We start from the raw sequence: 25558 nt of genomic DNA, 5'->3' as shown, positions 1-25558 counted from the left end.
GCCGAACAATTATTCCGGGAAAGCCCCGCACCTCTGGTGCGGGGCTTTCCTGCGTTCACGGTCCGTCGGGAGGATCCTTCCCGACGGGTGAATTCTTTGACGTGAACGATGGGTCAGAGGCGTCCCGCTCCCTTGAGAGCCAGGTAGGCGTCGGCGAGAGCCGGGGCGAGGTTGTCCGGTGTGGCATCGATGACGACCGCGCCGTGGCGCTGAAGCTGCTCTGCGGTGCGGAGCCTCCTCGCTTGGGCCTGTGCGCTGGCTGCGGCCTCGTAGATCGCGTCCACGGTGCCCCTGGCTCCTGCCATCTGTTCGATGTGTGGGTCGGCCACTGAAGCCACCAGCACCGTGTGGCGCTGGGTCAGTCTGCGGAGGACAGGGAGCAGGCCCTCTTCCACGGGGGCCGCGTCCAGACCGGTGAGGAGCACGATCAGGGAGCGACGAGGAGCGCCGGCAAGCACGGCAGCGCTGAGACCCCGGGCATCCGTTTCCACGAGTGCGGGTTCGATCGGCGCCAGTGCATTCACCATGGCCGACAGGACTTCTCCCGCGGGCCTGCCCTGGACCTGAGCGCGGATGCGGCGGTCGTAGGCGAGCAGATCGACGCGGTCGCCCGCACGAGTGGCAAGCGCTGTGAGAAGCAGGGCCGCGTCCAGAGCGGCGTCGAGACGGGGCACGTCACCGACGCGACCCGCCGAAGTGCGGCCGGTGTCCAGGACGACGAGGATGTGACGGTCCCGCTCGGGGCGCCATGTTCGCACCGCGACGGCGGACTGACGTGCTGTGGCCCGCCAGTCGATGGACCGCGTGTCGTCACCGGGCGCGTAGGCACGCAGGCTGTCGAACTCCGTGCCCGCTCCACGAGTGAGGACGCTGGTGCGGCCGTCCAACTCGCGGAGCCTGGCGAGACGGGACGGCAGATGCTTGCGGCTGGTGAAGGGGGGCAGGACACGTACTGTCCATGGGACTTCGTGATTCCCCTGGCGGGCCGCAAGCCCCAGAGGTCCGAACGAGCGCACAGTGACGCGTTCGGCTCGGCGGTCACCGCGCCGTGTCGGTCGTAGGAACGTGGTCAGCCGACGGCGTTCCCCCGCCGGGATCGTCAGCGTGTGACGAGATGAGGCCTGCTCCGTGCCGGTGGGCCAGCTGCTGGGTGGCCAGGCGTCGCGGAGGTGTGCCCGCAGGCGGCGACGGGAAGGATTGGTTACGGTGAGTTGTACTTGGGCTGCCTCACCAAGTCGAACGGTTGTGTCACCGGATCGGGTGAACTGAAGCGTTCGCACTGGCGCGGCCAGGGCGTAGTCGCACAGAATTGCTAGAGACAACGGTGCGTTGACCGCGAGCATGCCTGTCCAGCTAGGGGCCAGGATGCCTACGGGGAGTGACCCCAGGGCGGCCAGCAAGGCGGTACGTCCGGTGAGGGCCACGGTCACCGCCTCATCGGGGTACGGGGACGTGGGCGAGGACTGCGGTGATGACGGAGTCCGCGGTGACTCCCTCCATTTCCGCCTCGGGCCGCAGTTGGATCCGATGGCGAAGCGTGGGGAGCGCCAGGGCTTTCACGTCATCCGGAATGACGTAGTCACGGCCGGTGAGCCAGGCCCAGGCACGGGCGGTCGACAACAGAGCGGTGGCGCCTCGGGGAGAAACGCCGAGGGAGAGCGAGGGGGATTCACGCGTGGCACGACAGATATCGACGACGTAGCCGGCGATCTCGGGGGAGACCTTGGTCTGGGCGACTGCGTTGCGGGCGGCTTCCAGATCGGCTGGGCCGGCGACGGGGCGGATGCCCGCTGACTTGAGGTCGCGCGGATTGAAGCCGTCGGAATGACGGGTGAGTACGTTGATCTCCTCGTCGCGGGACGGCAACGGCACCGTCAGTTTGAGGAGAAACCGGTCCAGTTGGGCCTCGGGTAGCGGGTACGTGCCCTCGTATTCGACGGGATTCTGCGTCGCGGCAACGAGGAAGGGCTCGGGCAGTAGCCGAGGGGTTCCGTCGACGGTGACCTGGCGCTCTTCCATCGCTTCCAGGAGGGAGGACTGCGTCTTGGGAGGGGTCCGGTTGATCTCGTCGGCGAGAAGCAGGTTGGTGAAGACAGGGCCGGGCTGGAAGGAGAATTCTGCCGTGCGGGCGTCGTAGACCAGTGAGCCAGTGACGTCGCTCGGCATCAGGTCGGGGGTGAACTGGACACGCTTGGTGTCGAGTTCGAGTGAGGCCGCGAGAGCCCGGACCAAGAGGGTCTTGGCCACGCCGGGGACGCCTTCGAGAAGGACATGGCCTCGGCAGAGAAGGGCGACGACGAGCCCGGTGACTGCCGGGTCCTGGCCGACCACGGCCTTGGCGATCTCGGAACGCAGCGCTTCCAGGGATGCGCGGGCTGTGCCGCCGTTCCCGACGGTCTCGGTAGTCCCGGCGGGCACTGGGGGCGGGGCGCTCATGAGGTGCGTACCTCTCTTTCGAGGGTGTCGAGTTGGTCTGCCAGGTGTACAAGAGCGGCGTCGTCGGACGGGGCGGGTCCGAAGAGCAGGGCTTGGAGGTCGCTGTCGGTGGTGCTGAGACGGACGGAAACGGCAGGGACGAGTGTTGTGGGGGAGTGGGCATCGTGTGGGGAGACGCCGATGAGTGGGGCGATGCGGGTGCGGGTGGCGGCGCGCAGTGAGTCGGCGGCCCGGTCACGGGCGTTCGCCCTGCGATAGAGGCGGGCTCGGCCCTCAGTGGATTCGGAGGCCCGGATGGCCACGGGCAGCCGCTCGACCACCAGCGGGCCCAGACGACGGGCGCGCCAGATGGCGGCCAGCACGGCGGCGAGTGCGAGTTGCAGGGTGCCCCACAGCCAGCCCCGGGGGATCAGGTCGACGAAGCTGCGGTCGTCGTGGGAGCCGTCCCCGCCGTTCTCGGCGGCAGCAGAGATGTCAGTGAGCGAGGGGAGGTACCAGACCAGATGTGGGCGGGAACCGAGGAGTTGCAGGGCCAGGGAGGCATTGCCCTGGTTTCCGAGCCGTTCGTTGTGGAGAAGGTCGGGGGAACCGAGGAGAACGGTGTCACCCGTGCCCTGTTCGACCAGGAGCAGGGTGGGGAGGCCGTCGCTCGGGAAGCAGGCGATGGTTTCGGGGCCGTCCGAGGCGTAGTGGAAGCCTCCCGTTTCGACATCGCCGGCGTTGCGGGCGGCGGGCAGGGAGCACTGAGGGGCGCGGGTGGCTACTGGTCCGGCGGACTCCGCGCGGACACCGGGGGCCAGCGTGCCCACGGACGGGGGGCCCGCCGCGAGAAGGACGGTGCGGCCGGCCGAGTGGTCGGTCGTGGCACGGAGTTCGCTCTGCTGGTGCGGTGTCAACAGATCGGGGGAGGTGACGAGCAGCGTGGTTTCGGGGCCGACCTGGGCTGTGGCCTCGTCGAGCGTGGTGACCACGTGAACGGAGACGCCACGCTCCTTGAGGAGTTCGGCGACGGCCCGGCTGCCGTGGCGGTCGGCGGAACGGGGGTCGAGGCGACCGTGCTGGTCACCGGAGCGCACGGTTGCCAGAGTGATTCCGGCAGCGACGAGTACAAGGAGGGCGAGCAGCAGACCGCGGGTGCGGATCCAGAGCTGGTGCGGGGCGAGGGATGCCGAGGTGGGGGCGGGGGTGACCTCGGTCATTCGGCTGCTCCCTGGGCCGCGGCTGTCAGGAGAGGCTTGGCGGTTTCGAGATCGAGGTCCAGAGCTCGTACGTCCAGATACGCCTGCTGGCCCGCGGTGCGGCCGCCGTATGTGACATCGTCGAATTCTCTGGCGGCGGCGTGGAGTCGCCGGGCGTGTGCGGGCAGTGGACGGCCCGCTTCGGCGGCGGCCTCGTCGGCGGTGCGCCCGGGGCGGGGGGCGAGCAGGGCGCGCTCCTCAAGGGAACGGACGATGGCACGCATGCGCTCCTGGACCGCCTCGGTCCAGCGGTGGGCGGCGGCGTGGGCTTCGGCGGCCGTACGATGTTCGGCCGCGCTGCGGGGGCTGTCGTCGAAGAGGGCGTCCGCGGAACGCACAGTGCGGTACGGGGTGCCCAGCCTCCACCAGAGTGCGGCGACCAGGCCGATGAGCACGAGCACGAGCACGACAAGACCGAGTGGGCCCCCTGGTGCGGCGCCGGAGGCCGCGTTCAGGAGATCGCCGATCCAGCCCCAGAGGCGGTCGAGGCCGCGCTGGAAGAGGCTGGGATCGTTCTCGTGGTACATCGGTTTGGACAGTTCGTGCTTCGCGGCCTCGCGGGCAGGGACACGTGGAGTGTCCACGGGGATGTCACTGCTCGCGTGGATGAGTAGCCGTGCTGCTGTTGTGCCCCCCGCCCCCGACACGGCATCAGCTCCTGGTGTCGTATCCGGGCAGGCCCGCTGCCCGGGCGAGCTCGAGGTCGAGTGCCTCGCGGCGGATGCGCTGATCGATGTAGAGCAGGGCCATCACACCAGCGGAGAAGGGGTAGGTGATCGTTGCAGTGATCACCTGACCGATGCCGGAGACGATCAGGAACGGCCAGCCGAAGTCCATGGAGCCGTCCGTGAGGAAGGAGCCGATACCGCCGCCGTCCACAGCCATCGCAATGACGCTGAACGGGATGGCGATGATCACGCTCACGATGAGAGTCAACAGCCCGGTGAGCGCCAGGATGCCGAAGGTCCGCCACCAGGCGCCCCTGACCAGCTTCGCGGAGCGGCGCATGGAGGTCGTGATCGATTGCCGCTCCAGCATCAGTGCCGGCGAGGCGAGACAGAAGCGGACCATCAGCCAGATGACGACAGCGAACGCGGCCAGGAATCCGATGACGACGAGCCCGGCGCCTGCGGCGGAGCCGACCAGCATGCCCGGCAGCAGGCCCACCGTCATGATGGCGGCGCTGATCAGGGCGAGCAGCAGTGTCAGACCCAGCAGCTGAGCAAGCCGGGGCCGGGCCTCGCCCCATGCGTCGGAGAGCGTCACCGGGCGGCCCAGCACCGAGCGGCTGATCACCACGGTCAGTACGGATGTCGTGATCAGCGTGGCGATCATGGTGATGAGCAGGGACGGCACACTGCTGACCAGTGCCGACTGAACCGAGTCGGCGGTTTGCCGGAGTGCCTCCGAGCCAGTGGCATTCGGGTCGATCACCGCGGGTTCCGGCAGCACATAGCGTTGCACGAGGATGATCGCGATCTGGGCGATCACGGACACGGTCAGCGTGATACCGAGGACCGTGCGCCAGTGGGCCCGCATCGTGGAAACTGCGCCGTCGAGGATCTCGCCGACACCGAGTGGCCGGAGCGGGATGACACCGGGCTTGGCCGCGACCGGCGACTGCCCCCAGCCGGAGCCGTGCGGCGCGCCTCCCCAGCCAGGGCCCTGAGGTCCGCCGCCCCAACCGGGTGCGGGGGGCGGTGCGCCGGGACCTGTGCTCGGAGTGCTCGGTGGGGACCACTGCCCTGCGGGCGGCTGCGCGGGAGACCAGTTCCCTGCAGGGCCGCTGGCGTCGACGGGCTCGGAAGGCCGGGGGATCCCCGCCCCCTGACCTTCGGAGGGGGCAGATCCGGGCGAGGCCCAGCCCGGAGTGTCGTTCATTCTCGCTCCTTCACGATCCTGTCCGCTCATCGGGGCGGCAGGTTGGCAGCCATCGTGCCACGCGTTGCTCCGGTACGGGCCTGGCGCTGTATCTCCTTCGTATCTTCATTTGTGGGTGGTTTACCGGGCAGACTGGGCGGATGGCTGATCAGGACGCGCAATCGCCGGTGGACATCGAGCCTCCCGCGCTTCCCGTGCTTTGCTGGGACGAGCTTCCGGAAGGCCCCGTGCTGGTACTCCTCGACCAGACTCGGCTGCCTGCCGAGGAGGCCGAGCTGGTGTGCACCGATGTGCCCGCGCTGGTGCAGGCGATCCGAACGCTGGCGGTGCGCGGGGCGCCGCTGCTGGGCATCGCAGGGGCCTATGGCGTCGCCCTGGCAGCGGTACGGGGAGACGACGTGGTGGAGGCCGCAGAGTTGCTGGAGCGGGCGCGGCCCACCGCGGTGAACCTCGGCTACGGGGTGCGGCGGGCTGCTGGGGCGTACCGGGCGGCCGTGGAGAAGGGGGCGGATCCGGAGCGGGCTGCGGCGGTGGCGCTGGCCGAGGCCAGGGCGCTGCACCGGGAGGATGCCGAGGCCAGTGGGCGTATGGCGCGGTACGGGCTTGCCCTTCTGGACGAACTGCTGCCTGGTGGCGGGCACCGACTGCTGACCCACTGCAATACGGGGGCGCTCGTCTCGGGTGGTGAGGGCACTGCCTTCGCGGTGGCACTCGGGGCGCACCGGGAAGGGCGGCTGCGCCGGCTGTGGGTGGACGAGACGCGTCCGCTGCTGCAGGGTGCCCGGCTGACCGCGTACGAGGCTGCGCGCAATGGCATGCCGTACAGCTTGCTCACGGACAACGCCGCAGGTTCGCTGTTCGCCGCAGGGGAGGTGGATGCCGTGCTCATCGGGGCGGACCGCATTGCCGCGGACGGATCGGTGGCGAACAAGGTGGGGAGCTATCCGCTGGCTGTGCTCGCGAAGTACCACCACGTACCGTTCATCGTGGTGGCGCCGACCACGACCGTGGATCTGGACACCGCGGACGGGGCATCGATCACTGTGGAACAGCGGCCGGGGAGTGAAGTGACAGAGCTCACATCCCCGGAGGTCGGGGTGGCAGGCGGGGGTGTCGGCGGATTGCTCGTGGCACCGGTGGGAACCCCGGCGTACAACCCCGCGTTCGACATCACACCGCCGGAGCTGGTCACGGCGATCGTCACGGAGGAGGGCGCAGTTTCCCCGGTCACAGGGGTCGGACTGGCAGAGCTGTGTGCCAGATCATCGCAGGTAACGATTAGCTAATGGGATGATGTCGATTATGAAGGGACGCGTCCTTGTCGTCGACGACGACACCGCACTGGCCGAGATGCTCGGGATTGTGCTGCGTGGTGAAGGGTTCGAGCCGTCGTTCGTAGCGGACGGCGACAAGGCACTTGCCGCATTTCGTGAGGCCAAGCCGGACCTGGTCCTGCTGGATCTGATGCTGCCCGGTAGGGATGGCATCGAGGTCTGCAGGCTGATCAGGGCCGAGTCGGGTGTGCCGATCGTCATGCTCACTGCCAAGAGCGACACGGTTGACGTGGTGGTGGGCCTGGAGTCCGGGGCCGACGACTACATCGTCAAGCCGTTCAAACCTAAGGAGTTGGTTGCCCGGATCAGGGCACGTCTGCGGAGGTCCGAGGAACCGGCGCCGGAGCAGCTGGCCATCGGAGATCTGGTCATCGATGTCGCCGGTCACTCGGTGAAGCGGGAGGGACAGTCGATCGCCCTCACCCCGCTGGAATTCGACCTGCTGGTCGCACTTGCCCGTAAACCGTGGCAGGTCTTCACTCGTGAGGTACTGCTGGAGCAGGTCTGGGGATACCGCCACGCCGCCGACACCCGGCTGGTGAATGTGCATGTCCAGCGCCTGCGCTCCAAGGTAGAAAAGGACCCGGAGCGGCCCGAGATCGTGGTGACCGTCCGAGGCGTCGGTTACAAGGCCGGGCCGAGCTGATGCCCCTGAGTAGCGCTGCTCCGCAGCCCGGGGAGCCGGGAGCCCGTGCGGAGCGGGCTGCTGCTCCAGGACACAAGGCGTCCCAGGTCGGACGCCTGCTGCAGGGCGGCCGGTTGTTCCACGACCGGGCGCCCGGCGGCCCCGTGCCGAGACTGCTGATGCGCTGGGTACGGCGTCCGCTGCTGCCCGCCGTGCGGCTTTGGCGACGCAACCTCCAGCTGCGGGTCGTCGCGGGCACGCTGCTCATGTCGCTCGGTGTGGTGCTGCTCCTCGGTCTGGTCGTGATCGGGCAGGTGCGCAACGGCCTGCTCGAGGCGAAGGGCAAGGCTGCCCAGACCCAGGCCGCCGGCGGTTTCGCGGCGGCCCAGGAGAAGGCGAACGCCCCGCTGACCCCCGGTGGGCAGGGCGGCGACGCGGTGGACGGCACCTCGGCCAACAATTCCTGGCGGACCGAGCTTGTCGATCAGCTCGCCAGTGGAGGCAAGAACGCCTTCAACGTGGTGGCGCTCAGCGCCGACGAGGGCACCCGTGCGCCGCGAGGCTCGGGCAGTGTGGAGGCGGCGAGCATTCCGCAGAACCTGCGGGACTCCGTGAACAAGGGCCCGGGGGCGTTTCAGGCGTACTCCCTGATCCAGTACGCGAACGGACAGGAGCCGCAGCCCGGACTTGTCGTGGGCAAGCGGCTCTACGACATCGACCACAATCCGTACCAGCTCTACTACCTCTTCCCGCTGACGCAGGAGGAGAAGTCCTTGACGCTGATCAAGGGCACGCTGGCGACTGCGGGACTGTTCGTGGTCGTGCTGCTCGGGGCCATCGCCTGGTTCGTGGTGCGACAGGTCGTCACGCCCGTACGGATGGCAGCGGGCATCGCCGAGCGGCTCTCCGCAGGCAGGCTCCAGGAACGGATGAAGGTCACCGGCGAGGACGACATCGCACGGCTCGGTGAGGCCTTCAACAAGATGGCGCAGAACCTGCAGCTGAAGATCCAGCAGTTGGAGGAGCTGTCCCGGATGCAGCGGCGTTTCGTCTCCGACGTCTCCCACGAGCTGCGGACACCCCTGACGACCGTACGGATGGCCGCCGATGTCATCCATGAGGCCCGCAGCGACTTCGATCCTGTGACGGCGCGCTCCGCGGAGCTGCTCGGGGATCAGCTCGACCGGTTCGAGTCGCTGCTCTCCGATCTACTGGAAATCAGCCGGTTCGACGCGGGCGCCGCCGCGCTGGAGGCCGAGCCGATAGATCTGCGGCAGGTCGTACGACGGGTGATCGGCGGGGCCGAGCCGCTGGCCGAGCGCAAGGGCACCCGGATCCGGGTGGTCGGCGACGAGCAGCCGGTGATCGCGGAGGCCGACGCGCGGCGGGTCGAGCGCGTCCTGCGTAACCTTGTGGTCAACGCCGTCGAGCACGGCGAGGGCAGGGACGTCGTGGTGCGGATGGGGGTGGCCGGAGGCGCGGTCGCCGTGGCCGTCCGGGACTACGGCGTGGGGCTCAAGCCCGGCGAGGCGACGCGGGTGTTCAACCGTTTCTGGCGGGCCGACCCGGCTCGCGCACGGACGACCGGCGGCACCGGACTCGGACTGTCCATCGCCGTGGAGGACGCCCGGCTGCACGGCGGCTGGCTACAGGCATGGGGCGAGCCGGGCGGTGGTTCGCAGTTCCGGCTGACACTGCCGCGCACGGCGGACGAACCGCTGCGCGGTTCGCCGATACCGCTGGAACCCGAGGACTCCCGGCGCAACCGGGAGGACCGGGAGCGAGCCCCGGCCACTTCCACGACCGGGAGCGAGCACCGGCTGACGGCAGTGCCGACCCAGCCCGGTGGCAACGACCGGTCCGCGCTGCCCGTGCCCTCGCGCACCCCCGTGGTCTCCCGGACGGCGCCGGCCTCGGTGCACCCGGCGGCCCTGCCGGGGAGCGGCGCACGGGTGGTCGCGCGCGCCGCCGAGGACCGGCCGGGTGGCGATTTCGACTCTGCAGTGCAGGACCCGGAGCGGGGGGACACGAATCGTGGGCGCTGACCGTCGTAAGGACGGCCATGGAGGCGTGCTGGGGCTGTTCGCGCTGTTCGGATGCGGTGTCGTGCTGCTGTCCGCGTGCGGCTCGATGCCCGTCACCGGGGATGTCAAGGCAGTCGACGCCTCGCAGCCCGGTGACTCCCAGGTGCAGGTGTATGCCGTGGCGCCGCGCGACAACGCCACCCCCAACGAGGTCGTCGACGGCTTCCTGGAGTCCATGACCAGTGATGACTCGGACTTCAGGACGACTCGCAAGTACCTGACAAGGAAGGCAGCCAGTACCTGGAAGCCGAGCGCGTTCACGACGGTGCTCACCAAGGCGCCGAGCCGGAGCGACCGCCCGTTCCGCGACAACGACCCCGGCGCCACGGAGATCACCTACACCCTGACAGGTGAGAAGGTGGCAACGGTCGACGCCCAGAATGCCTATCAGCCGCTCGCGCCCACGGACTACGACCAGAGCCTGCATCTGGTGAAGGAGAACGGGCCGTCGGGCAAGGAGTGGCGCATCGACTTCGTGTCGGACGGCCTTCTGCTCGGACAGTCGGACTTCAAGCGTCTCTACCGCTCTGTAGACAAGTACTACTTCGCGGCGGGGCGGGCGTCGGAGCAATCGACCTTGGTTGCCGACCCCGTCTATCTCCGAAGCCGTACGGACCCTGTCACGGGGATGGACACCGTGACACAGGCGGTCCGCAGCCTCCTGGCAGGGCCGACCAGTTGGTTGCGGCCGGTGGTCGACTCCCGCTTCCCCGCCGGTACGGCGCTGAAAAAGGGCGTCACCACGCTGGCCCTCGACGACCGCAACGTACTGAAGGTCCCGCTCGACAAGAAGGCGGACGGCGTCGGACAGCGCGCCTGCCGCATGATGGCCTCACAGGTCCTCTACACCCTGCGGGACCTGACGTCCGCACGGGTCGAGCAGGTCGAATTGCAGCGCTCCGACGGCTCCCCGCTGTGCGTCCTCGGGACGGACCAGGCGGAGGAGTTCGCCCCTGACGGTTCGTCGAGCGGGCCGGACAGCCAGTACTTCGTCGATGACGAGGGGCACGTGGAACGAATTCCCGGCAGTACCAAGGGCAGTGGCACCCCGGAGGTGGTGGCCGGTCCGCTCGGCGACGGGCCGGGGCAGATGGGGTCGGTCGGTGTGGCCCGGGACGAGCAGTTGGCGGCGGCGGTCACGCGCGACGAGGCGGCCCTCTACGTGTCGTCCATCGTCTCGGACGGCGAGCTTCCTGCGGCTGCGGTGACCAGCAACGCCCAGAACCGGAAGAACCGCCTGTCGGTACCGAGCTGGGACGGCCGGGGCGACCTCTGGGTGGCCGACCGGGATCCTGACAACCCCAGATTGCTGAGGCTGGCCGGTGGTGCCGGCAAGCCGCAGGAGGTCAGCGTGCCGAGCCTGGACGGCGGGCGCATCGAGGCGCTGCGGATGTCCGCGGACGGAGTACGGATCGCGCTTTTGGTGAGACAGGACGGCCACAACACGTTGAAGATCGGCCGGATCGAGCGGCGCGGGCCGGAGACGGAACAGAAGGTCTCGGTGGTGGAGCTGCGACAGGCCGCACCACAGCTGACGGATGTGACGGCGATGTCGTGGTCGGGCCGGAGCCGTCTCGTGGTGGTCGGCAAGGAGCAGGACGGCGTGCAGCAGGTGCGCTATGTGCAGGCGGACGGTTCGACGCCCGCATCGGGTGTTCTGCCCGGTGTGAACCAGGTGTCGTCGGTCGCGGCGGCGGACGACGAGCAGTTGCCGCTGATGGCGGTCACATCGAGCGACGGAATAGTGAAGCTGTCGCCGGGTGACAACTGGCAGACGGTGGTCAAGGAAGGCTCGGCGCTGGTCTACCCGGGCTGAGATCCCGCAACGCCGCTTCCGCGTTTTCCACAGGGGTGGCCCGGTCCCCTCGGGGAGGGCACAGTGGAGTTATGCGGGGATGGTGGCGGGAGATCTCCGGACTGGTCCTGCCGGTGTCCTGCGGTGGCTGCGGCACGCCGCGTATCGAACTGTGCGAGGAATGCCGTTCGGAGCTGTACGGCGGGGTACCGCGCAGGGTGAGGCCCGTGCCGGAGCCCTTGGGGCTCCCGGTGGTGCATGCAGCCGCCGCGTACGAGAACGCGGTACGTGCGGTGCTCCTGGCCCATAAGGAGCGGGGCGCGCTGGGGCTGGCGGGGGCTCTCGGCAAGGCGCTGGCGGGGGCTGTACGGGCCGGGACGGGGCAGACGGGCACTGTCGGGCCTCTGCTGCTCGTGCCCGTGCCGTCGGCGCGGCGGGCCGTGGCGGCGCGGGGACATGATCCGATGCGTCGGATCGCGCTGGCTGCCGCGGGCGAGTTGCGCCGCGGAGGTACCCGGGCCCGAGTGGTCGGAGTGCTTCGGCAGCGGCGACCAGTGGCCGATCAGGCGGGGCTGGGAGCTCGGCAGAGGCAGGCGAATCTTGCCGGGGCGCTGGAGGTCGTGACCGGGGGCGAACGACTGCTTGCGGCCGGACGGGTGGTGCTGGTGGACGACCTTTTGACGACCGGCGCCTCGCTGGCCGAGGCAGCCCGGGCGATCGGGACAGCGGACGGGCACAAGGGTGCCCCGTCCGGCAGCGGGCAGGCGGCCGTTGTCGCAGCATCTCCGTCGGCCTTCGAAAAACCGGAACTGCCAGTGAGCTTGCATCGTTGCAGGTAGTAAGTGGGTGAAAAGACCTGAACGGAGGTACGTGCGAGTAGCGGGTGCCGACATCCGGCCGGGCAGGCTATGTTCGGTTGTGAGGAATGGTGAATGCCAGACCTCGATGAATGCACCACCAGGTTTCGGGCAGGCACTCACCCACAGTCCAGAAGCAGAAAATTCGGTGGGGTGGAGACCTTGCCGATGGGGGAGGAGGAGGTGGAAGTCACCGAGTCCGCGGCTCCGGTTATCACCGGGGCCTGGTGCAAAAGGGAGATGCTCCGCCCATGAGCGGAGTGATCCGGGAACGGAGTTCTGCGTGGACATCGTCGTCAAGGGCCGCAAGACCGAGGTGCCCGAGCGGTTCCGCAAGCACGTGGCCGAGAAGCTGAAGCTGGACAAGATCCAGAAGTTCGACGGCAAGGTGATCAGCCTCGACGTCGAGGTGTCCAAGGAGCCGAACCCCCGTCAGGCCGACCGTTCCGACCGGGTGGAGATCACGCTCCGCTCGCGTGGGCCGGTCATCCGGGCGGAAGCGGCCGCAGGCGACCCGTACGCAGCGCTGGACCTGGCCACCGGCAAGCTGGAGGCGCGGCTGCGAAAGCAGCACGACAAGCGCTACAGCCGTCGTGGCAACGGCCGGATTCCCGCTGCCGAAGTCGCCGAGACCGTGCCGGGCGCGGCATCGTTCAACGGCGAGGGCGATCTGGTCGGCAGCGAGGCGGCTCAGTCCGTACCCACCACCAGGTTCGGCTCGCTGGAGGTACAGGGCGAGGGCCCGCTGGTGATGCGCGAGAAGACGCACGTTGCCGCACCGATGTCGCTCGATCAGGCGCTCTACGAAATGGAGCTGGTCGGGCACGACTTCTATCTGTTCGTCGACTCCGAAACGAAGGAACCCAGTGTCGTCTACCGACGGCACGCCTATGACTACGGTGTCATCCACCTGAGGACCGATCCGCTGGCCGCCGACGAAGCGGGCGGCGCGGGCGGTGCGCTCGGCGGCTGACGCCACCCTTCTGTGGTGCCCCTGGAGCGCCTGTGCGCCCCCAGGGGCACCCGTGTGCGGCCACAGGATCACCGCTCCGACGTCCAGGCATGAAATCATGTCGTCCCAAGCCAACCGGTGGTCTGTGAACTGCCGTTGGCGGACAGTTGTGAACTTCAGGCCATGGCCTTCAGGGGGAGGAACGATGGCGGACACCTTCGGGCCCGTGCGCGATGCGAAAGATGCCGACCGCGCTGCCGATACCGGGGCGGACGCGGACAGCGGTTCCTGCAAGGAGCCGATCCGGGTCCTCGTGGTGGACGACCACGCGCTCTTCCGAAGAGGTCTGGAGATCGTCCTCGCCCAGGAGGAGGACATCCAGGTCGTCGGCGAGGCGGCTGATGGGGCGGAGGCGGTCGACAAGGCGGCCGATCTGCTGCCCGACATCGTGCTGATGGATGTACGGATGCCCAAGCGCGGCGGCATCGAGGCCTGCACGTCGATCAAGGAGGTGGCCCCCAGCGCGAAGATCATCATGCTGACGATCAGCGACGAGGAGGCCGACCTCTACGACGCGATCAAGGCGGGTGCCACCGGCTATCTCCTCAAGGAGATCTCCACGGACGAGGTGGCCACCGCGATTCGCGCGGTCGCCGACGGGCAGTCCCAGATCAGCCCCTCCATGGCGTCGAAACTGCTCACCGAGTTCAAGTCGATGATCCAGCGGACCGACGAGCGCAGGCTGGTGCCGGCGCCGCGGCTCACCGACCGGGAGCTCGAAGTCCTGAAACTGGTTGCTACGGGCATGAACAACCGCGATATCGCGAAGGAACTGTTCATTTCCGAGAACACGGTGAAGAACCACGTCCGCAACATTCTGGAGAAGTTGCAGCTGCACTCCAGGATGGAAGCCGTGGTCTACGCCATGCGGGAGAAGATCCTGGAGATCAGATGACCGGTCCCGTGACGGGACCGGACAGGACGACGCCGGGTAAAGGGACGGGAATGCGCGCTCACGCCAGAGCGCGGGCGATTTCCTGAGCCAGCGGCCCGCGCAGCTCCGGCGCATCGACCCGCTCCAGCCGGACATCCGTACAACCGACCCAGGACGCGGCCTCCAGCAGCGCCTCGGCCATCGGAGCCACGGCCTTCCTGCCCTCCAGGGACACCTGGCGGGCGACCAGCGTGCTGCCCTCGCGTGCCGGATCGACGCGGCCCTGCAGCTTTCCGCCCGTCAGCAGCGGCATCGCGAAGTAACCGTGTATCCGCTTTGGTTTGGGGACGTAGGCCTCCAGACGATGGGTGAAACCGAAGATCCGCTCGGTGCGTGCCCGCTCCCAGACCAGCGAGTCGAACGGCGACAACAGGGTGGTACGGTGCCGCCCGCGCGGCTCCGTAGCCAGCGCCGCCGGGTCCGCCCAGGCCGGCTTCGCCCAGCCCTGCACCGTCACCGGCACCAGACCGGAGTCCGCCACCACCGCGTCGAACTGTTCACCCTTGAGCCGGTGGTAGTCCGCGATGTCCGCGCGGGTGCCGACCCCCAGGGACTGCCCCGCGAGCGCGACCAGCCGTCGCAGGCACTCCGTGTCGTCCAGATCGTCGTGCAGCACGGCATCGGGCAGGGCACGCTCGGCGAGGTCGTACACCCGCTTCCAGCTGCGCCGCTCGGTGCACACCACCTCGCCGTACATCAAGGCGCGCTCGACGGCGACCTTCGACTCCGACCAGTCCCACCACTCCCCGCCGTTCTTCGCGCCGCCCAGCTCTGTCGCAGTCAGCGGGCCCTCGGTGCGCAGCTGCTTGATCACCGTCTCGTAGGCACCGTCCGGCAGGTCATGGTGCCAGTGGGGGCGCGAGCGGTAGGCGCGGCGGCGGAACGCGAAATGTGGCCACTCCTCGACTGGCAGGATGCAGGCCGCGTGCGACCAGTACTCGAAGGTACGGCCACCCGACCAGTACGCCTCCTCGACCGTGCGTCGGCCGACCGCGCCGAGGCGCGCGTACGGAATCAGTTCGTGTGAACGCGCGAGAACCGAGATCGTGTCGAGCTGTACGGCACCGAGATGCCGCAGCACACCTGGAACCCCGGCCCGGCGGGCCGGCGCGCCCAGGAAGCCCTGGGCGCGCAGAGCGATCCTGCGCGCCTGGTCGGCGGAGAGTTCGGCGGCAGGAGGCGGCACAGACGTCATGCCTCGCACATTAGAGGGAGGCACTGACATCCGTCGTGGAGTTCCCCGCGACGGCATGAGGCCGGTGAGTCAGGTGGTGGCGGGCAGATAGGCATGGGTGCCTGGCAGGCCGAGATCGGACGGGAGCAGCGAACCCACCCACGCGTCGCGCCGGACGCCCTTGTTGAGCAGCCCCGACCGCTGCTCGCCCTCCATCCGGAATCCCGTCCGCAGCGCCACGGCACGCGAGGGGACGTTGCCGACCTCGGCCCGCCATTCCAGCCGGTCACCGCCGAGCGAGGTGAAGGTCCAGCGGGCGGCGGACAGCACCGCCTCCGTCATACAGCCGCGGCCCCGGTGCTCCTTGGCGGTCCAGAACCCCACCTCGTACGTACCCGGTGGATTGCGGCGATGGATGCCGAGCGCGCCGGCCAGGGCCCCGCCCTCGCGCAGGACCACCGCGAAGTTGTACATGGAGTCGTCGCGCCAGCCGCCGGGGGACAGCTCTCCCACGAAGAGCTCCGCGTCGGCGCGGCTGTACGGCGAGGGCACGACTGTCCAGCGTTGGATGTCCGGGTCCTGACAAGCGGCGTGGACCTCGTCCACGTCGCCGATTGTGAAAGGGCGCAGCAGCAGACGCTCGGTGGTGAGGGTGATCGGCTCCATGTGCGGATTCTGGTGGGATGCCGACCGTGAAGCGAACACTTTTCGGACTTCCCGGCACCTTCGGAGCCTCCCGGCCGTTGACTTGGAAGGGATGACGGAGCCGACGCGGCGGCAGCCCTCCCGGCGCGGGGGCGTCCTCGCTTACGATGGCCGTTGCGGTGGGGCCCACCTGCCGTGCCCGCGCCAGAGTCCATACACGACCCAGTGCCAGGCCCGACCGGCAAGGAGACCAGCCTCAGTGTCCGTCTTCAACAAGCTCATGCGTGCAGGCGAAGGCAAGATCCTGCGCAAACTGCACCGCATCGCGGACCAGGTCAGCTCCATCGAAGAGGACTTCGTCAACCTCTCCGACGCCGAGCTGCGGGCGCTCACCGACGAGTACAAGGAACGGTACGCGGACGGCGAGAGCCTGGACGACCTGCTCCCCGAGGCATTCGCAACCGTCCGTGAGGCCGCCAAGCGGGTCCTCGGACAGCGCCACTACGACGTCCAGATGATGGGCGGCGCAGCCCTGCACCTCGGCTATGTGGCCGAGATGAAGACCGGCGAGGGCAAGACCCTGGTCGGCACCCTGCCGGCGTATCTCAACGCACTCTCCGGCAAGGGCGTGCACCTGATCACGGTCAATGACTATCTGGCCGAGCGTGACTCCGAAATGATGGGCCGGGTCCACAAGTTCCTCGGCCTGTCCGTCGGCTGCATCATCGCCAACATGACGCCGGTCCAGCGTCGTGAGCAGTACGCCTGCGACATCACGTACGGCACGAACAACGAGTTCGGCTTCGACTACCTCCGCGACAACATGGCGTGGTCCGCGGACGAGCTCGTCCAGCGCGGCCACAACTTCGCCGTGGTCGACGAGGTCGACTCGATCCTCGTCGACGAGGCCCGTACGCCGCTGATCATCTCCGGTCCGGCCGACCAGGCCACCAAGTGGTACGGCGACTTCGCCAAGCTGGTCACTCGCCTGACCAAGGGCGAGGCGGGCAACCCGCTCAAGGGCATCGAGGAGACCGGCGACTACGAGGTCGACGAGAAGAAGCGGACCGTCGCCATCCATGAGCCCGGCGTCTCGAAGGTCGAGGACTGGCTCGGCATCGAGAACCTCTACGAGTCGGTGAACACCCCCCTCGTCGGGTACCTCAACAACGCCATCAAGGCCAAGGAACTCTTCAAGAAGGACAAGGACTACGTCGTCATCGACGGCGAAGTCATGATCGTCGACGAGCACACCGGCCGTATCCTCGCCGGCCGCCGCTACAACGAGGGCATGCATCAGGCGATCGAGGCGAAGGAAGGGGTGGACATCAAGGACGAGAACCAGACGCTCGCCACGATCACCCTGCAGAACTTCTTCCGCCTCTACAGCAAGCTCTCCGGCATGACCGGTACGGCGATGACCGAGGCCGCCGAGTTCCACCAGATCTACAAGCTCGGTGTGGTGCCGATCCCGACGAACCGGCCGATGGTCCGTGCCGACCAGTCGGACCTGATCTACCGCACCGAGGTCGCGAAGTTCGCCGCGGTCGTCGACGACATCGCCGAGAAGCACGAGAAGGGCCAGCCGATCCTGGTCGGCACCACCTCGGTCGAGAAGTCCGAGTACCTCTCGCAGCAGCTCTCCAAGCGCGGTGTCCAGCACGAGGTGCTCAACGCCAAGCAGCACGACCGTGAGGCGACGATCGTCGCCCAGGCCGGCCGCAAGGGCGCGGTCACGGTCGCGACGAACATGGCCGGACGAGGCACCGACATCAAGCTCGGCGGCAACCCCGACGACCTCGCCGAGGCGGAGCTGCGCCAGCTCGGCCTCGACCCTGTCGATCATGTCGAGGAGTGGGCGGCCGCACTGCCCGCCGCGCTGGAGAAGGCCGAGCAGGCTGTGAAGGCGGAGTTCGAAGAGGTCAAGGACCTCGGCGGGCTCTACGTCCTGGGCACCGAGCGGCATGAGTCGCGGCGTATCGACAACCAGCTGCGCGGTCGTTCCGGCCGTCAGGGCGACCCGGGCGAGTCCCGCTTCTATCTGTCGCTCGGCGACGATCTGATGCGGCTGTTCAAGGCCCAGATGGTCGAGCGCGTCATGTCGATGGCCAATGTGCCGGACGATGTGCCGATCGAGAACAAGATGGTGACGCGGGCGATCGCGTCGGCCCAGTCGCAGGTCGAGCAGCAGAACTTCGAGACGCGTAAGAACGTCCTGAAGTACGACGAGGTGCTCAACCGACAGCGCGAGGTCATCTACGGCGAGCGTCGCCGGGTCCTGGAAGGTGAGGATCTGCAGGACCAGATCCGCCACTTCATGGACGACACGATCGACGACTACATCCGCCAGGAAACCGCCGAGGGCTTCGCCGAGGAGTGGGACCTGGACCGGCTGTGGGGTGCGTTCAAGCAGCTCTACCCGGTGAAGGTCACCGTGGATGAGCTGGAGGAGGCGGCCGGCGACCGGGCCGGGATCACCGCCGAGTTCATTGGTGAGTCCATCAAGGACGACATCCACGAGCAGTACGACGCGCGCGAGAAGCAGCTCGGCTCGGACATCATGCGTGAGCTGGAGCGGCGTGTGGTGCTGTCCGTCCTGGACCGCAAGTGGCGTGAGCACCTCTACGAGATGGACTACCTCCAGGAGGGCATCGGCCTCCGCGCCATGGCGCAGAAGGACCCGCTGGTCGAGTACCAGCGCGAGGGCTTCGACATGTTCAACGCCATGATGGAGGGCATCAAGGAGGAGTCCGTCGGCTACCTGTTCAACCTGGAGGTCCAGGTCGAGCAGCAGGTCGAGGAGGTTCCGGTGCAGGACGAGGCCGAGCGGACCTCGCTCGCCAAGGAGGACCTCGTGCCGGCGGCGCGTCCGGAGATCCGGGCCAAGGGGCTCGACGCTCCGCAGCGTCCGGACCGGCTGCACTTCTCCGCTCCCACGGTGGACGGGGAGGGCGGGGTCGTCGAGGGCGACTTCTCCAACGGCGACGGTGGCGTCCCGTCCGAGTCCGACGGGCTGACTCGCGCGGAGCGGCGCAAGGCGCAGAAGAGCGGTGGGGGTGGGCGGCGCCGCAAGAAGTAGCGGTGGCGCCGGCGCTGTTGGCGCTGGTGGAATTCTGGCCGGGGTCGGGCACCTTTTGGGTGGCCGGCCCCGGCTTGTTCTGGGCCCCTGGTGCGGGGCGTCCGGTGTGGCCCCACGGCCTCGGGCCGTGGGGCACGGGGCGCGTGGGTGGGTTGGTGTCCTTGGTGTGGGTCGTGTGCCCTGCGCGGGACTGTCCCCTCCCCGCCCCTTCCCGAAGCAGGGGTCCGGGACAGAACCCCTGCTCCTCGAACGCCGGAGGGGCTGGGAGCGCGGGGCGTGGGTGGGGTGGGGTCTTTGGTGGTACGCGGGGCTTCCTCCTGGCCTGCTGCTCGCGCGTCTGCGGGGATGGGAGGTCCTTGGCCGGGCGCTTATCGGGTGGGCGTTGCCTGTAGGTGCTCGTCGCCCAGCTCTACTGCTGCGCAGCGCCAGCGGAGGTCTGTGCCCTGTTCCAGGCGGAAGGCCATGGCCCTCACCTGTTCGCCCGCTGCGATGCTCGCGCAGGCCTCCACCACGCCCGGAGCCGGCTGGGCGCCGTGGCACATGCGGATGACCGGGCGGGCGCCGCGGGCCCTGAGGGGGGTGCGGGGGGCCAGCTCGGCCAGTTGGTCGTATGCCTCGCCGATGGTGTGTCCGAGCATCCAGTGCACCGGTCGCTGGCCGCTGAGGACCGCCAGGAGGCGCTCGGCGAACCAGTGGTGGGGGCGGACACGTCGGGGGGTCCTTGCTCGTTGCGGTGGTACGGACTCGGGCCTGCGCTGGTCGTGTCGTCCGGTGGGCCGGGTCCTGTTCGTGCTCATCGCTCATCGCCCCCGTGCTTCAGAGGCCCGGCCGAATACCGGGCGGTAACTTCTGCTGTGGATCTTCTACGGCGACGGTGGAGGTGGTCGCAAGCGCCGGTGTGGCGCTGAACGTGATCGGGAGGAATCACCTATCCGGGTGATGCACCCGGTGCTGTGCGGGGTGCGAGGAAGGCTTGGGGAGGGTGAGAGGCGGTTGCGGGGTGGACGGGGCAGCAGTGGTGCACGTAACCCCAAAGAGGGACGTCGCACGTATCCTGAGGGCGTTCCCGACTACGAAAGCGGCCAGCCATGCGCGTGTACGTCCCCCTGACGCTCCCCGGTCTCGCAGCGGCGCACAAGGCGGGCGAGATCGGTCCCGGTCCGCTGACCGCCTATGCGGTGACCCCTGGACTGCGCGAGTGGTACGTCTCCGACGACATCGAAGAGCTGGAGTACGCAGCGCTCAACCGGGCCGCTTCGGCCTCGCTGCGTCTGATCGCCGGGAACCCCGACGCGGCCCGTCGGCGGGTCGTCGTCGCCGTCGACGTACCGGACGGCGCGGCCGTGGCCGACCCGGACCGCAGCCTCGACTCGTCGTCGCTCGGCGAGGTGCGGATCGCGTCCTCCGTGGCGCTGACCGAGGCCGCCGCTGTGCATGTCGACGCGGACGACTCGGAGAAGGACGTCGCGGCCGCCGCGGCTGCGCTGGGCGCGGCGGACCTCGGTGACGGCGACGCTCAGTTCACGGTGGACGGCGCCGAGGACCACGAGCTGCTTTGGTTCGGCATTCAGGAGATTCCGAATCTGATCGGATGAGGGGGAAGGGAAGAGGGAGAGGGGCGGTGCGGATGTTGCCCCCCGCTGCCGGAACGGATGTCGGACCCGGCGGGTACTTTCTTAGGCATGGGGACGCATCGCAAGCACCGCACGCATCTGGTCTGGGACTGGAACGGCACACTGCTCGACGACAACGCCGCAGTCGTCGGCGCGACCAACGCCGCGTTCGGTGAGGTCGGCCTGGAGCCGATCACAGTGGAGCAGTACCGCGAGATGTACTGCGTCCCGATCCCCCGCTTCTACGAACGGCTGATGGGCCGGCTGCCCACGGAGGCCGAGTGGGAGCGGATGGACGGGATATTTCACCGGCACTACACGGAGCAGCGGGCCGCCTGCGGGCTCACCGAAGGTGCCGAGGAGCTTCTCGTGCAGTGGCAGCTGGCCGGGCGCAGTCAGTCCCTCCTGAGCATGTACGGACACGACCAGCTGGTCCCCGTGGTCCGGGGATACGGCATCGAGCGGCACTTCATACGCGTCGACGGGCGCACCGGGCCGTCCGGCGGAAGCAAGGCGCGACACATGGAGCGGCACATCGCCGCGCTGGACGGCGTATCCCCGGAGCACACGGTGGTCATCGGCGATGCGGCGGACGACGCCGTGGCCGCCGCCCATGTCGGTGCGAAGGCCGTGCTCTACACCGGCGGATCGCACAGCAGAGCCAGTCTGGAGGCGGCCGGGGTGCCGGTGGTCGACAGCCTGGCCGAGGCCGCCGACCTCGCCGAGCGGATGGCTGGATAGGGAGGGAAACTGAGTGGGGCTCGGTCTCTCGTAAACGCCGTCAGGTGGTTACCGGGGCCTTTGTGCGGAGCACCCTCAGGAATTCGCGCATCCACGCCGAGTGGTCCGGCCACGCACGGGACGAGATCAGGGTGCCGTCGACCACCGCCTCGTGGTCCTCGAAGACGGCGCCCGCCGCCTGCATGTCGAGCTCCAGCGCGGGGTACGCGGTGACGTGCCGGCCGACCAGTGCGCCGACCGCCGCCGTCATCAGCGGGCCGTGGCAGATCTGGGCCACCGGCCGGTCCGAATCGAAGAAGGCCTTGAGGATCTTGCGCAGCTCGGCGTCGTTGCGCAGATACTCGGGGGCCCGGCCGCCCGGGACGACCAGGGCCACGTAGTCTCCGGGGTCGACCTCGGAGAAGGCCAGGTCGGCGGGCCAGGTGTAGCCGGGCTTCTCGGTGTACGTGTCGAAGCCGGGCTCGAAGTCGTGGATCACGAGGCGGAGCGTCTTGCGGGCGGGGGCCGCGATATGGACGTCGTAACCCTCCTCGCGCAGCCGCTGGTAGGGATAGAGGACTTCCAGCGACTCGGCGGCGTCGCCGGTGACGATCAGGATCTTCGGTGCCATGGCGGGGCTCCCACGGTTCGTCGGCCTGTTCCGTCTACCAGAGTGCGGCAATGCGGGCCGGCGCGCTGTCCAGAGTGTCAAACTTCGGGGCCATCTTTTATACACATACGGCTCGTGACGGTTACGGGGGCGGGCGAGATAGCCTGGACCCCGTGATCAGCGCGATACGCCTCGGGGGCAGCGAAGCCCCCGGCCTGCGCCCGGAGTGCCACAGCACCCGGGCCATCACTGATCCTCACAGCCCGGGCCGACGGTCAAAAATGGCCAATATGGTCGCGGGCATCTCTCATAGCGGCATAGCGTCGACTCAGACCGGAAACCCCGTGTCGTGGCGGTACGTCGTCTTTTTCACCTACGTCACGCAACGGCGCGCGACAGGAGCCAGAGGACATGCAGACCAAGCTGGACGAAGCCAAGGCCGAGCTGCTCGTACGGGCCGCCAAGGTAGCTGACAACAGCCCGGGCGGTGGTGTCGGTGGCCCGGGCGGTACCTCCCGGGTACGTGTTGCGGCCGCCGGGGCCGACCAGGAGCGTCCCGGGCAGGACGTACTCCTCGCCTACCTCCAGCGCTACTACCTGCACACCGCTCCGGAGGACATCGAGGGCCGCGACCCCGTGGACGTCTTCGGCGCCGCCTCCTCCCACTACCGGCTCGCGGAGACACGCCCGCAGGGAACGGCGAACGTCCGGGTGCACACCCCGACCGTCGAGGAGAACGGCTGGACATGCAGCCACTCCGTGGTCGAGGTCGTCACCGACGACATGCCGTTCCTGGTCGACTCCGTCACCAATGAGCTGTCCCGGCAGGGGCGCGGCATCCATGTCGTGATCCACCCGCAGGTCGTCGTACGCCGTGACGTCACCGGCAAGCTCATTGAGGTCCTCGCCGAGGGCAACGGCATCTCGACGAGCCCGCAGGACCGCAAGAACGCCAAGGGTGCCAAGAACGCCAAGGGTGCCAAGAACGCCAAGGGTGCCAAGGCCGCCGGGACCGAGCTGCCGCACGACGCGCTCGTCGAGTCCTGGATCCACGTCGAGATCGACCGCGAGACCGACCGCTCCGACCTCCAGCAGATTGCCACCGATCTGCTGCGGGTGCTGTCCGACGTACGGGAGACCGTCGAGGACTGGGAGAAGATGCGCGACGCCGCACTGCGCATGGCCGACGACCTGCCCGGCGAGCCGCTCGACGACCTCGCCGACGAAGAGGTGAACGAGGCCAGGGAGCTGCTGCGCTGGCTCGCCGCCGACCACTTCACCTTCCTCGGCTACCGCGAGTACGAGCTGAGGGACACCGACGCGCTGGCCGCCGTCCCCGGCACCGGCCTCGGCATCCTGCGCTCCGACCCGCACCACAGTGTCGACGAGGCGCACCCCGTCAGCCCGTCCTTCGACCGGCTGCCCGCCGACGCCCGGGCCAAGGCCCGCGAGCGCAAGCTCCTCATCCTCACCAAGGCCAACAGCCGGGCGACCGTCCACCGCCCCAGCTACCTCGACTACGTCGGCGTGAAGAAGTTCGACGCCGACGGCAATGTCATCGGCGAGCGCCGCTTCCTCGGGCTGTTCTCGTCCGCCGCCTACACGGAGTCCGTGCGCCGGGTGCCCGTCATCCGCCGCAAGGTCGCCGAGGTGCTGGAGGGAGCGGGCTTCTCGCCCAACAGCCACGACGGCCGCGACCTGCTGCAGATCCTGGAGACGTACCCGCGCGACGAACTCTTCCAGACGCCCGTCGACCAGCTGCGCTCCGTCGTCACCTCCGTGCTGTACCTCCAGGAGCGCCGTCGGCTGCGGCTCTACCTGCGCCAGGACGAGTACGGGCGCTACTACTCCGCGATCGTCTACCTGCCGCGCGACCGCTACACCACTGGTGTACGCCTCCGCCTGATCGACATCCTCAAGGAGGAACTGGGCGGCATCAGCGTCGACTTCACCGCCTGGAACACCGAGTCGATCCTCTCCCGGCTGCACTTCGTCGTCCGGGTCGCACCCGGCACCGAGCTGCCCGACCTCACCGACGCCGAGGCCGACCGCATCGAGGCCCGGCTCGTCGAGGCAGCCCGCTCCTGGGCCGATGGCTTCCAGGAGGCGCTGGGCGCCGAGTGCGGCGAGGAGCGCGCCGCCGAGCTGCTGCGCCAATACGGCCACTCGTTCCCCGAGGGCTACAAGGCCGACCACACGCCACGCGCCGCCGTGGCCGACCTGGTCCACCTGGAGGCCCTCAAGAAGGACGAGAAGGACTTCGCCCTCAGCCTGTACGAGCCGGTCGGCGCCGGCCCCGGCGAGCGCCGCTTCAAGATCTACCGGACCGGCGAGCAGGTCTCCCTCTCCGCCGTGCTCCCGGCGCTCCAGCGACTGGGTGTCGAGGTCGTCGACGAGCGTCCGTACGAGCTGCGCTGCGCGGACCGTACCCACGCCTGGATCTACGACTTCGGTCTGCGGATGCCGCAGACCAACGGCAGCGGCAACTACCTCGCCGACGACGCCCGCGACCGGTTCCAGGACGCCTTCGCCGCTGTGTGGATGGGTGAGGCGGAGAACGACGGCTTCAACTCGCTCGTACTGGGCGCCGGTCTGAACTGGCGGCAGGCGATGGTGCTGCGCGCCTACGCGAAGTACCTGCGCCAGGCCGGGTCGACCTTCAGCCAGGACTACATGGAGAGCACTCTCCGCAACAACGTCCACACCACCCGGCTGCTGGTCTCGCTCTTCGAGGCGCGGATGTCGCCCGAGCGCCAGCGGGCCGGTACGGAGCTGACCGACGGGCTCCTCGAGGAGCTGGAGGGGGCCCTGGACCAGGTCGCCTCGCTCGACGAGGACCGGATCCTGCGGTCCTTCCTCACTGTCATCAAGGCCACCCTGCGCACCAACTTCTTCCAGAGCGCAAGCGAGGGAAGCGACAACAGGGGCCAGATGACGGACGGCGACAAGCCGCACAGTTACGTCTCGATGAAGTTCGACCCGCAGTCCATCCCGGACCTGCCGGCGCCCCGCCCCGCGTTCGAGATCTGGGTCTACTCGCCGCGCGTCGAGGGCGTGCACCTGCGCTTCGGCAAGGTCGCCCGAGGCGGTCTGCGCTGGTCGGACCGGCGCGAGGACTTCCGTACGGAGATCCTCGGCCTGGTCAAGGCGCAGATGGTGAAGAACACTGTCATCGTGCCGGTCGGTGCCAAGGGCGGCTTCGTCGCCAAGCAGCTCCCGGACCCGGCCGTCGACCGTGACGCCTGGATGGCCGAGGGCATCGCCTCCTACCGCACCTTCATCTCGGCGCTGCTCGACATCACCGACAACATGGTGGCCGGCGAGGTCGTGCCGCCCAGGGACGTCGTCCGTCACGACGAGGACGACACCTACCTGGTCGTCGCCGCCGACAAGGGCACCGCGAAGTTCTCCGACATCGCCAACGAGGTCGCCGTCTCGTACGGCTTCACTGTGGTCTTCTACCGGTTCATAGCCACCGGTCGGCCGGGCAGTCGGTTCGCCGACCGTCGGGAACTGCGTAC

The 25558-nt window shown here is 68.7% G+C and carries 20 protein-coding genes; 11 read left to right on the top strand and 9 right to left on the bottom strand.

The window, feature by feature from the left end:
- Positions 1-113 precede the first annotated feature (113 nt).
- From ABTZ94_RS22750 to ABTZ94_RS22730, 5 genes are read right to left on the bottom strand one after another with little or no spacing between them, the layout of a single operon-like run.
- On the bottom strand, positions 114-1424 hold the full coding sequence (locus ABTZ94_RS22750; protein WP_351202887.1) for a DUF58 domain-containing protein: 1311 nt from the start codon (positions 1422-1424) through the stop codon (positions 114-116).
- A gap of 10 nt (positions 1425-1434) precedes the next feature.
- Entirely contained in the window at positions 1435-2436 is a 1002-nt protein-coding gene (locus ABTZ94_RS22745; RefSeq protein WP_351202886.1) for an AAA family ATPase, read from the bottom strand.
- The gene (locus tag ABTZ94_RS22740) at positions 2433-3635 is read right to left on the bottom strand and encodes a DUF4350 domain-containing protein (protein WP_351202885.1); all 1203 of its coding nucleotides are present in this window, start codon (positions 3633-3635) and stop codon (positions 2433-2435) included. Before ABTZ94_RS22740 ends, ABTZ94_RS22745 begins: the two co-directional genes overlap by 4 nt.
- A complete protein-coding gene (locus ABTZ94_RS22735; protein ID WP_351202884.1) occupies positions 3632-4321 on the bottom strand; it encodes a DUF4129 domain-containing protein in 690 nt (229 codons plus the stop codon). Before ABTZ94_RS22735 ends, ABTZ94_RS22740 begins: the two co-directional genes overlap by 4 nt.
- A 4-nt stretch (positions 4322-4325) precedes the next feature.
- Positions 4326-5555 (bottom strand): DUF7847 domain-containing protein, encoded by a 1230-nt coding sequence (locus ABTZ94_RS22730; RefSeq protein WP_351202883.1) that lies wholly within the window; start codon positions 5553-5555, stop codon positions 4326-4328.
- A 140-nt stretch (positions 5556-5695) separates the two neighbouring features.
- Between ABTZ94_RS22730 and mtnA the strand changes: the two genes are divergently transcribed.
- The 7 genes from mtnA (at position 5696) to ABTZ94_RS22695 (ending at position 14157) form a co-directional block, all read left to right on the top strand.
- Complete coding sequence (gene mtnA / locus ABTZ94_RS22725) at positions 5696-6841, top strand: S-methyl-5-thioribose-1-phosphate isomerase (RefSeq protein ID WP_351202882.1); 1146 nt, start codon at positions 5696-5698, stop codon at positions 6839-6841.
- A gap of 4 nt (positions 6842-6845) precedes the next feature.
- Positions 6846-7535: a two-component system response regulator MtrA gene (gene mtrA, locus ABTZ94_RS22720; RefSeq protein ID WP_187438793.1), complete on the top strand. Its 690-nt coding sequence runs from the start codon at positions 6846-6848 to the stop codon at positions 7533-7535.
- On the top strand, positions 7535-9559 hold the full coding sequence (mtrB, locus tag ABTZ94_RS22715) for an MtrAB system histidine kinase MtrB (protein ID WP_351202881.1): 2025 nt from the start codon (positions 7535-7537) through the stop codon (positions 9557-9559). The genes mtrA and mtrB overlap by 1 nt, the downstream gene beginning before the upstream one ends.
- A complete protein-coding gene (locus tag ABTZ94_RS22710) occupies positions 9549-11414 on the top strand; it encodes an LpqB family beta-propeller domain-containing protein (RefSeq protein ID WP_351202880.1) in 1866 nt (621 codons plus the stop codon). Before mtrB ends, ABTZ94_RS22710 begins: the two co-directional genes overlap by 11 nt.
- A 71-nt stretch (positions 11415-11485) precedes the next feature.
- Positions 11486-12232 (top strand): ComF family protein, encoded by a 747-nt coding sequence (locus ABTZ94_RS22705; protein ID WP_351202879.1) that lies wholly within the window; start codon positions 11486-11488, stop codon positions 12230-12232.
- Positions 12233-12533: 301 nt separating this feature from the next.
- Positions 12534-13223: a ribosome hibernation-promoting factor, HPF/YfiA family gene (gene hpf, locus ABTZ94_RS22700; RefSeq protein WP_351202878.1), complete on the top strand. Its 690-nt coding sequence runs from the start codon at positions 12534-12536 to the stop codon at positions 13221-13223.
- Between the two features lie 184 nt (positions 13224-13407).
- Positions 13408-14157 (top strand): response regulator, encoded by a 750-nt coding sequence (locus tag ABTZ94_RS22695; RefSeq protein WP_351202877.1) that lies wholly within the window; start codon positions 13408-13410, stop codon positions 14155-14157.
- Between the two features lie 58 nt (positions 14158-14215).
- Here the strand turns inward: ABTZ94_RS22695 and ABTZ94_RS22690 are convergent, their stop codons facing one another.
- Together ABTZ94_RS22690 and ABTZ94_RS22685 are read right to left on the bottom strand one after the other, a co-directional pair.
- Complete coding sequence (locus tag ABTZ94_RS22690) at positions 14216-15391, bottom strand: winged helix-turn-helix domain-containing protein (RefSeq protein WP_351202876.1); 1176 nt, start codon at positions 15389-15391, stop codon at positions 14216-14218.
- A gap of 69 nt (positions 15392-15460) precedes the next feature.
- The gene (locus ABTZ94_RS22685; RefSeq protein WP_351202875.1) at positions 15461-16036 is read right to left on the bottom strand and encodes a GNAT family N-acetyltransferase; all 576 of its coding nucleotides are present in this window, start codon (positions 16034-16036) and stop codon (positions 15461-15463) included.
- A gap of 238 nt (positions 16037-16274) precedes the next feature.
- On the opposite strand from ABTZ94_RS22685, the gene secA reads away from it, so the two are divergent.
- Positions 16275-19094 carry a preprotein translocase subunit SecA gene (gene secA, locus ABTZ94_RS22680; protein ID WP_351202874.1) on the top strand — a complete coding sequence of 940 codons (2820 nt, stop codon included), beginning with the start codon at positions 16275-16277 and terminating at the stop codon, positions 19092-19094.
- Between the two features lie 368 nt (positions 19095-19462).
- On the opposite strand, the gene ABTZ94_RS22675 is transcribed toward secA, so the two are convergent.
- Positions 19463-19891 (bottom strand): Rv3235 family protein, encoded by a 429-nt coding sequence (locus ABTZ94_RS22675; protein WP_114244834.1) that lies wholly within the window; start codon positions 19889-19891, stop codon positions 19463-19465.
- Positions 19892-20182: 291 nt separating this feature from the next.
- Here ABTZ94_RS22675 and ABTZ94_RS22670 point away from each other — a divergent pair, with 291 nt between their 5' ends.
- Both ABTZ94_RS22670 and ABTZ94_RS22665 read left to right on the top strand, forming a co-directional pair.
- Positions 20183-20689 carry a DUF6912 family protein gene (locus tag ABTZ94_RS22670; protein WP_351202873.1) on the top strand — a complete coding sequence of 169 codons (507 nt, stop codon included), beginning with the start codon at positions 20183-20185 and terminating at the stop codon, positions 20687-20689.
- Positions 20690-20776: 87 nt separating this feature from the next.
- Entirely contained in the window at positions 20777-21448 is a 672-nt protein-coding gene (locus ABTZ94_RS22665) for an HAD family hydrolase (RefSeq protein ID WP_351202872.1), read from the top strand.
- 40 nt (positions 21449-21488) lie between these two features.
- On the opposite strand, the gene ABTZ94_RS22660 is transcribed toward ABTZ94_RS22665, so the two are convergent.
- A complete protein-coding gene (locus ABTZ94_RS22660) occupies positions 21489-22058 on the bottom strand; it encodes a DJ-1/PfpI family protein (protein ID WP_351202871.1) in 570 nt (189 codons plus the stop codon).
- A 390-nt stretch (positions 22059-22448) separates the two neighbouring features.
- Here ABTZ94_RS22660 and ABTZ94_RS22655 point away from each other — a divergent pair.
- Positions 22449-25558, top strand: a 3110-nt coding sequence (locus ABTZ94_RS22655; protein ID WP_351202870.1) for an NAD-glutamate dehydrogenase domain-containing protein, incomplete at its 3' end; no start/stop codon positions are given.

Source organism: Streptomyces sp. NPDC002785, from assembly GCF_040295565.1.
Taxonomy (GTDB): Bacteria; Actinomycetota; Actinomycetes; order Streptomycetales; family Streptomycetaceae; genus Streptomyces.
Note: the sequence above shows the minus strand (reverse complement) of the source record. Positions and strands in the feature narration are given on the sequence as shown.

Coding starts and splice junctions, on each gene's coding strand:
- ABTZ94_RS22745 (WP_351202886.1), bottom strand. CDS start 2,436: ATGAGCGCCCCGCCCCCAGTGCCCGCCGGGACTACCGAGACCGTCGGG.
- ABTZ94_RS22740 (WP_351202885.1), bottom strand. CDS start 3,635: ATGACCGAGGTCACCCCCGCCCCCACCTCGGCATCCCTCGCCCCGCAC.
- ABTZ94_RS22730 (WP_351202883.1), bottom strand. CDS start 5,555: ATGAACGACACTCCGGGCTGGGCCTCGCCCGGATCTGCCCCCTCCGAA.
- mtnA (WP_351202882.1), top strand. CDS start 5,696: ATGGCTGATCAGGACGCGCAATCGCCGGTGGACATCGAGCCTCCCGCG.
- mtrA (WP_187438793.1), top strand. CDS start 6,846: ATGATGTCGATTATGAAGGGACGCGTCCTTGTCGTCGACGACGACACC.
- mtrB (WP_351202881.1), top strand. CDS start 7,535: ATGCCCCTGAGTAGCGCTGCTCCGCAGCCCGGGGAGCCGGGAGCCCGT.
- ABTZ94_RS22705 (WP_351202879.1), top strand. CDS start 11,486: ATGCGGGGATGGTGGCGGGAGATCTCCGGACTGGTCCTGCCGGTGTCC.
- ABTZ94_RS22695 (WP_351202877.1), top strand. CDS start 13,408: ATGGCGGACACCTTCGGGCCCGTGCGCGATGCGAAAGATGCCGACCGC.
- ABTZ94_RS22690 (WP_351202876.1), bottom strand. CDS start 15,391: ATGACGTCTGTGCCGCCTCCTGCCGCCGAACTCTCCGCCGACCAGGCG.
- ABTZ94_RS22685 (WP_351202875.1), bottom strand. CDS start 16,036: ATGGAGCCGATCACCCTCACCACCGAGCGTCTGCTGCTGCGCCCTTTC.
- ABTZ94_RS22675 (WP_114244834.1), bottom strand. CDS start 19,891: ATGAGCACGAACAGGACCCGGCCCACCGGACGACACGACCAGCGCAGG.
- ABTZ94_RS22670 (WP_351202873.1), top strand. CDS start 20,183: ATGCGCGTGTACGTCCCCCTGACGCTCCCCGGTCTCGCAGCGGCGCAC.
- ABTZ94_RS22665 (WP_351202872.1), top strand. CDS start 20,777: ATGGGGACGCATCGCAAGCACCGCACGCATCTGGTCTGGGACTGGAAC.
- ABTZ94_RS22660 (WP_351202871.1), bottom strand. CDS start 22,058: ATGGCACCGAAGATCCTGATCGTCACCGGCGACGCCGCCGAGTCGCTG.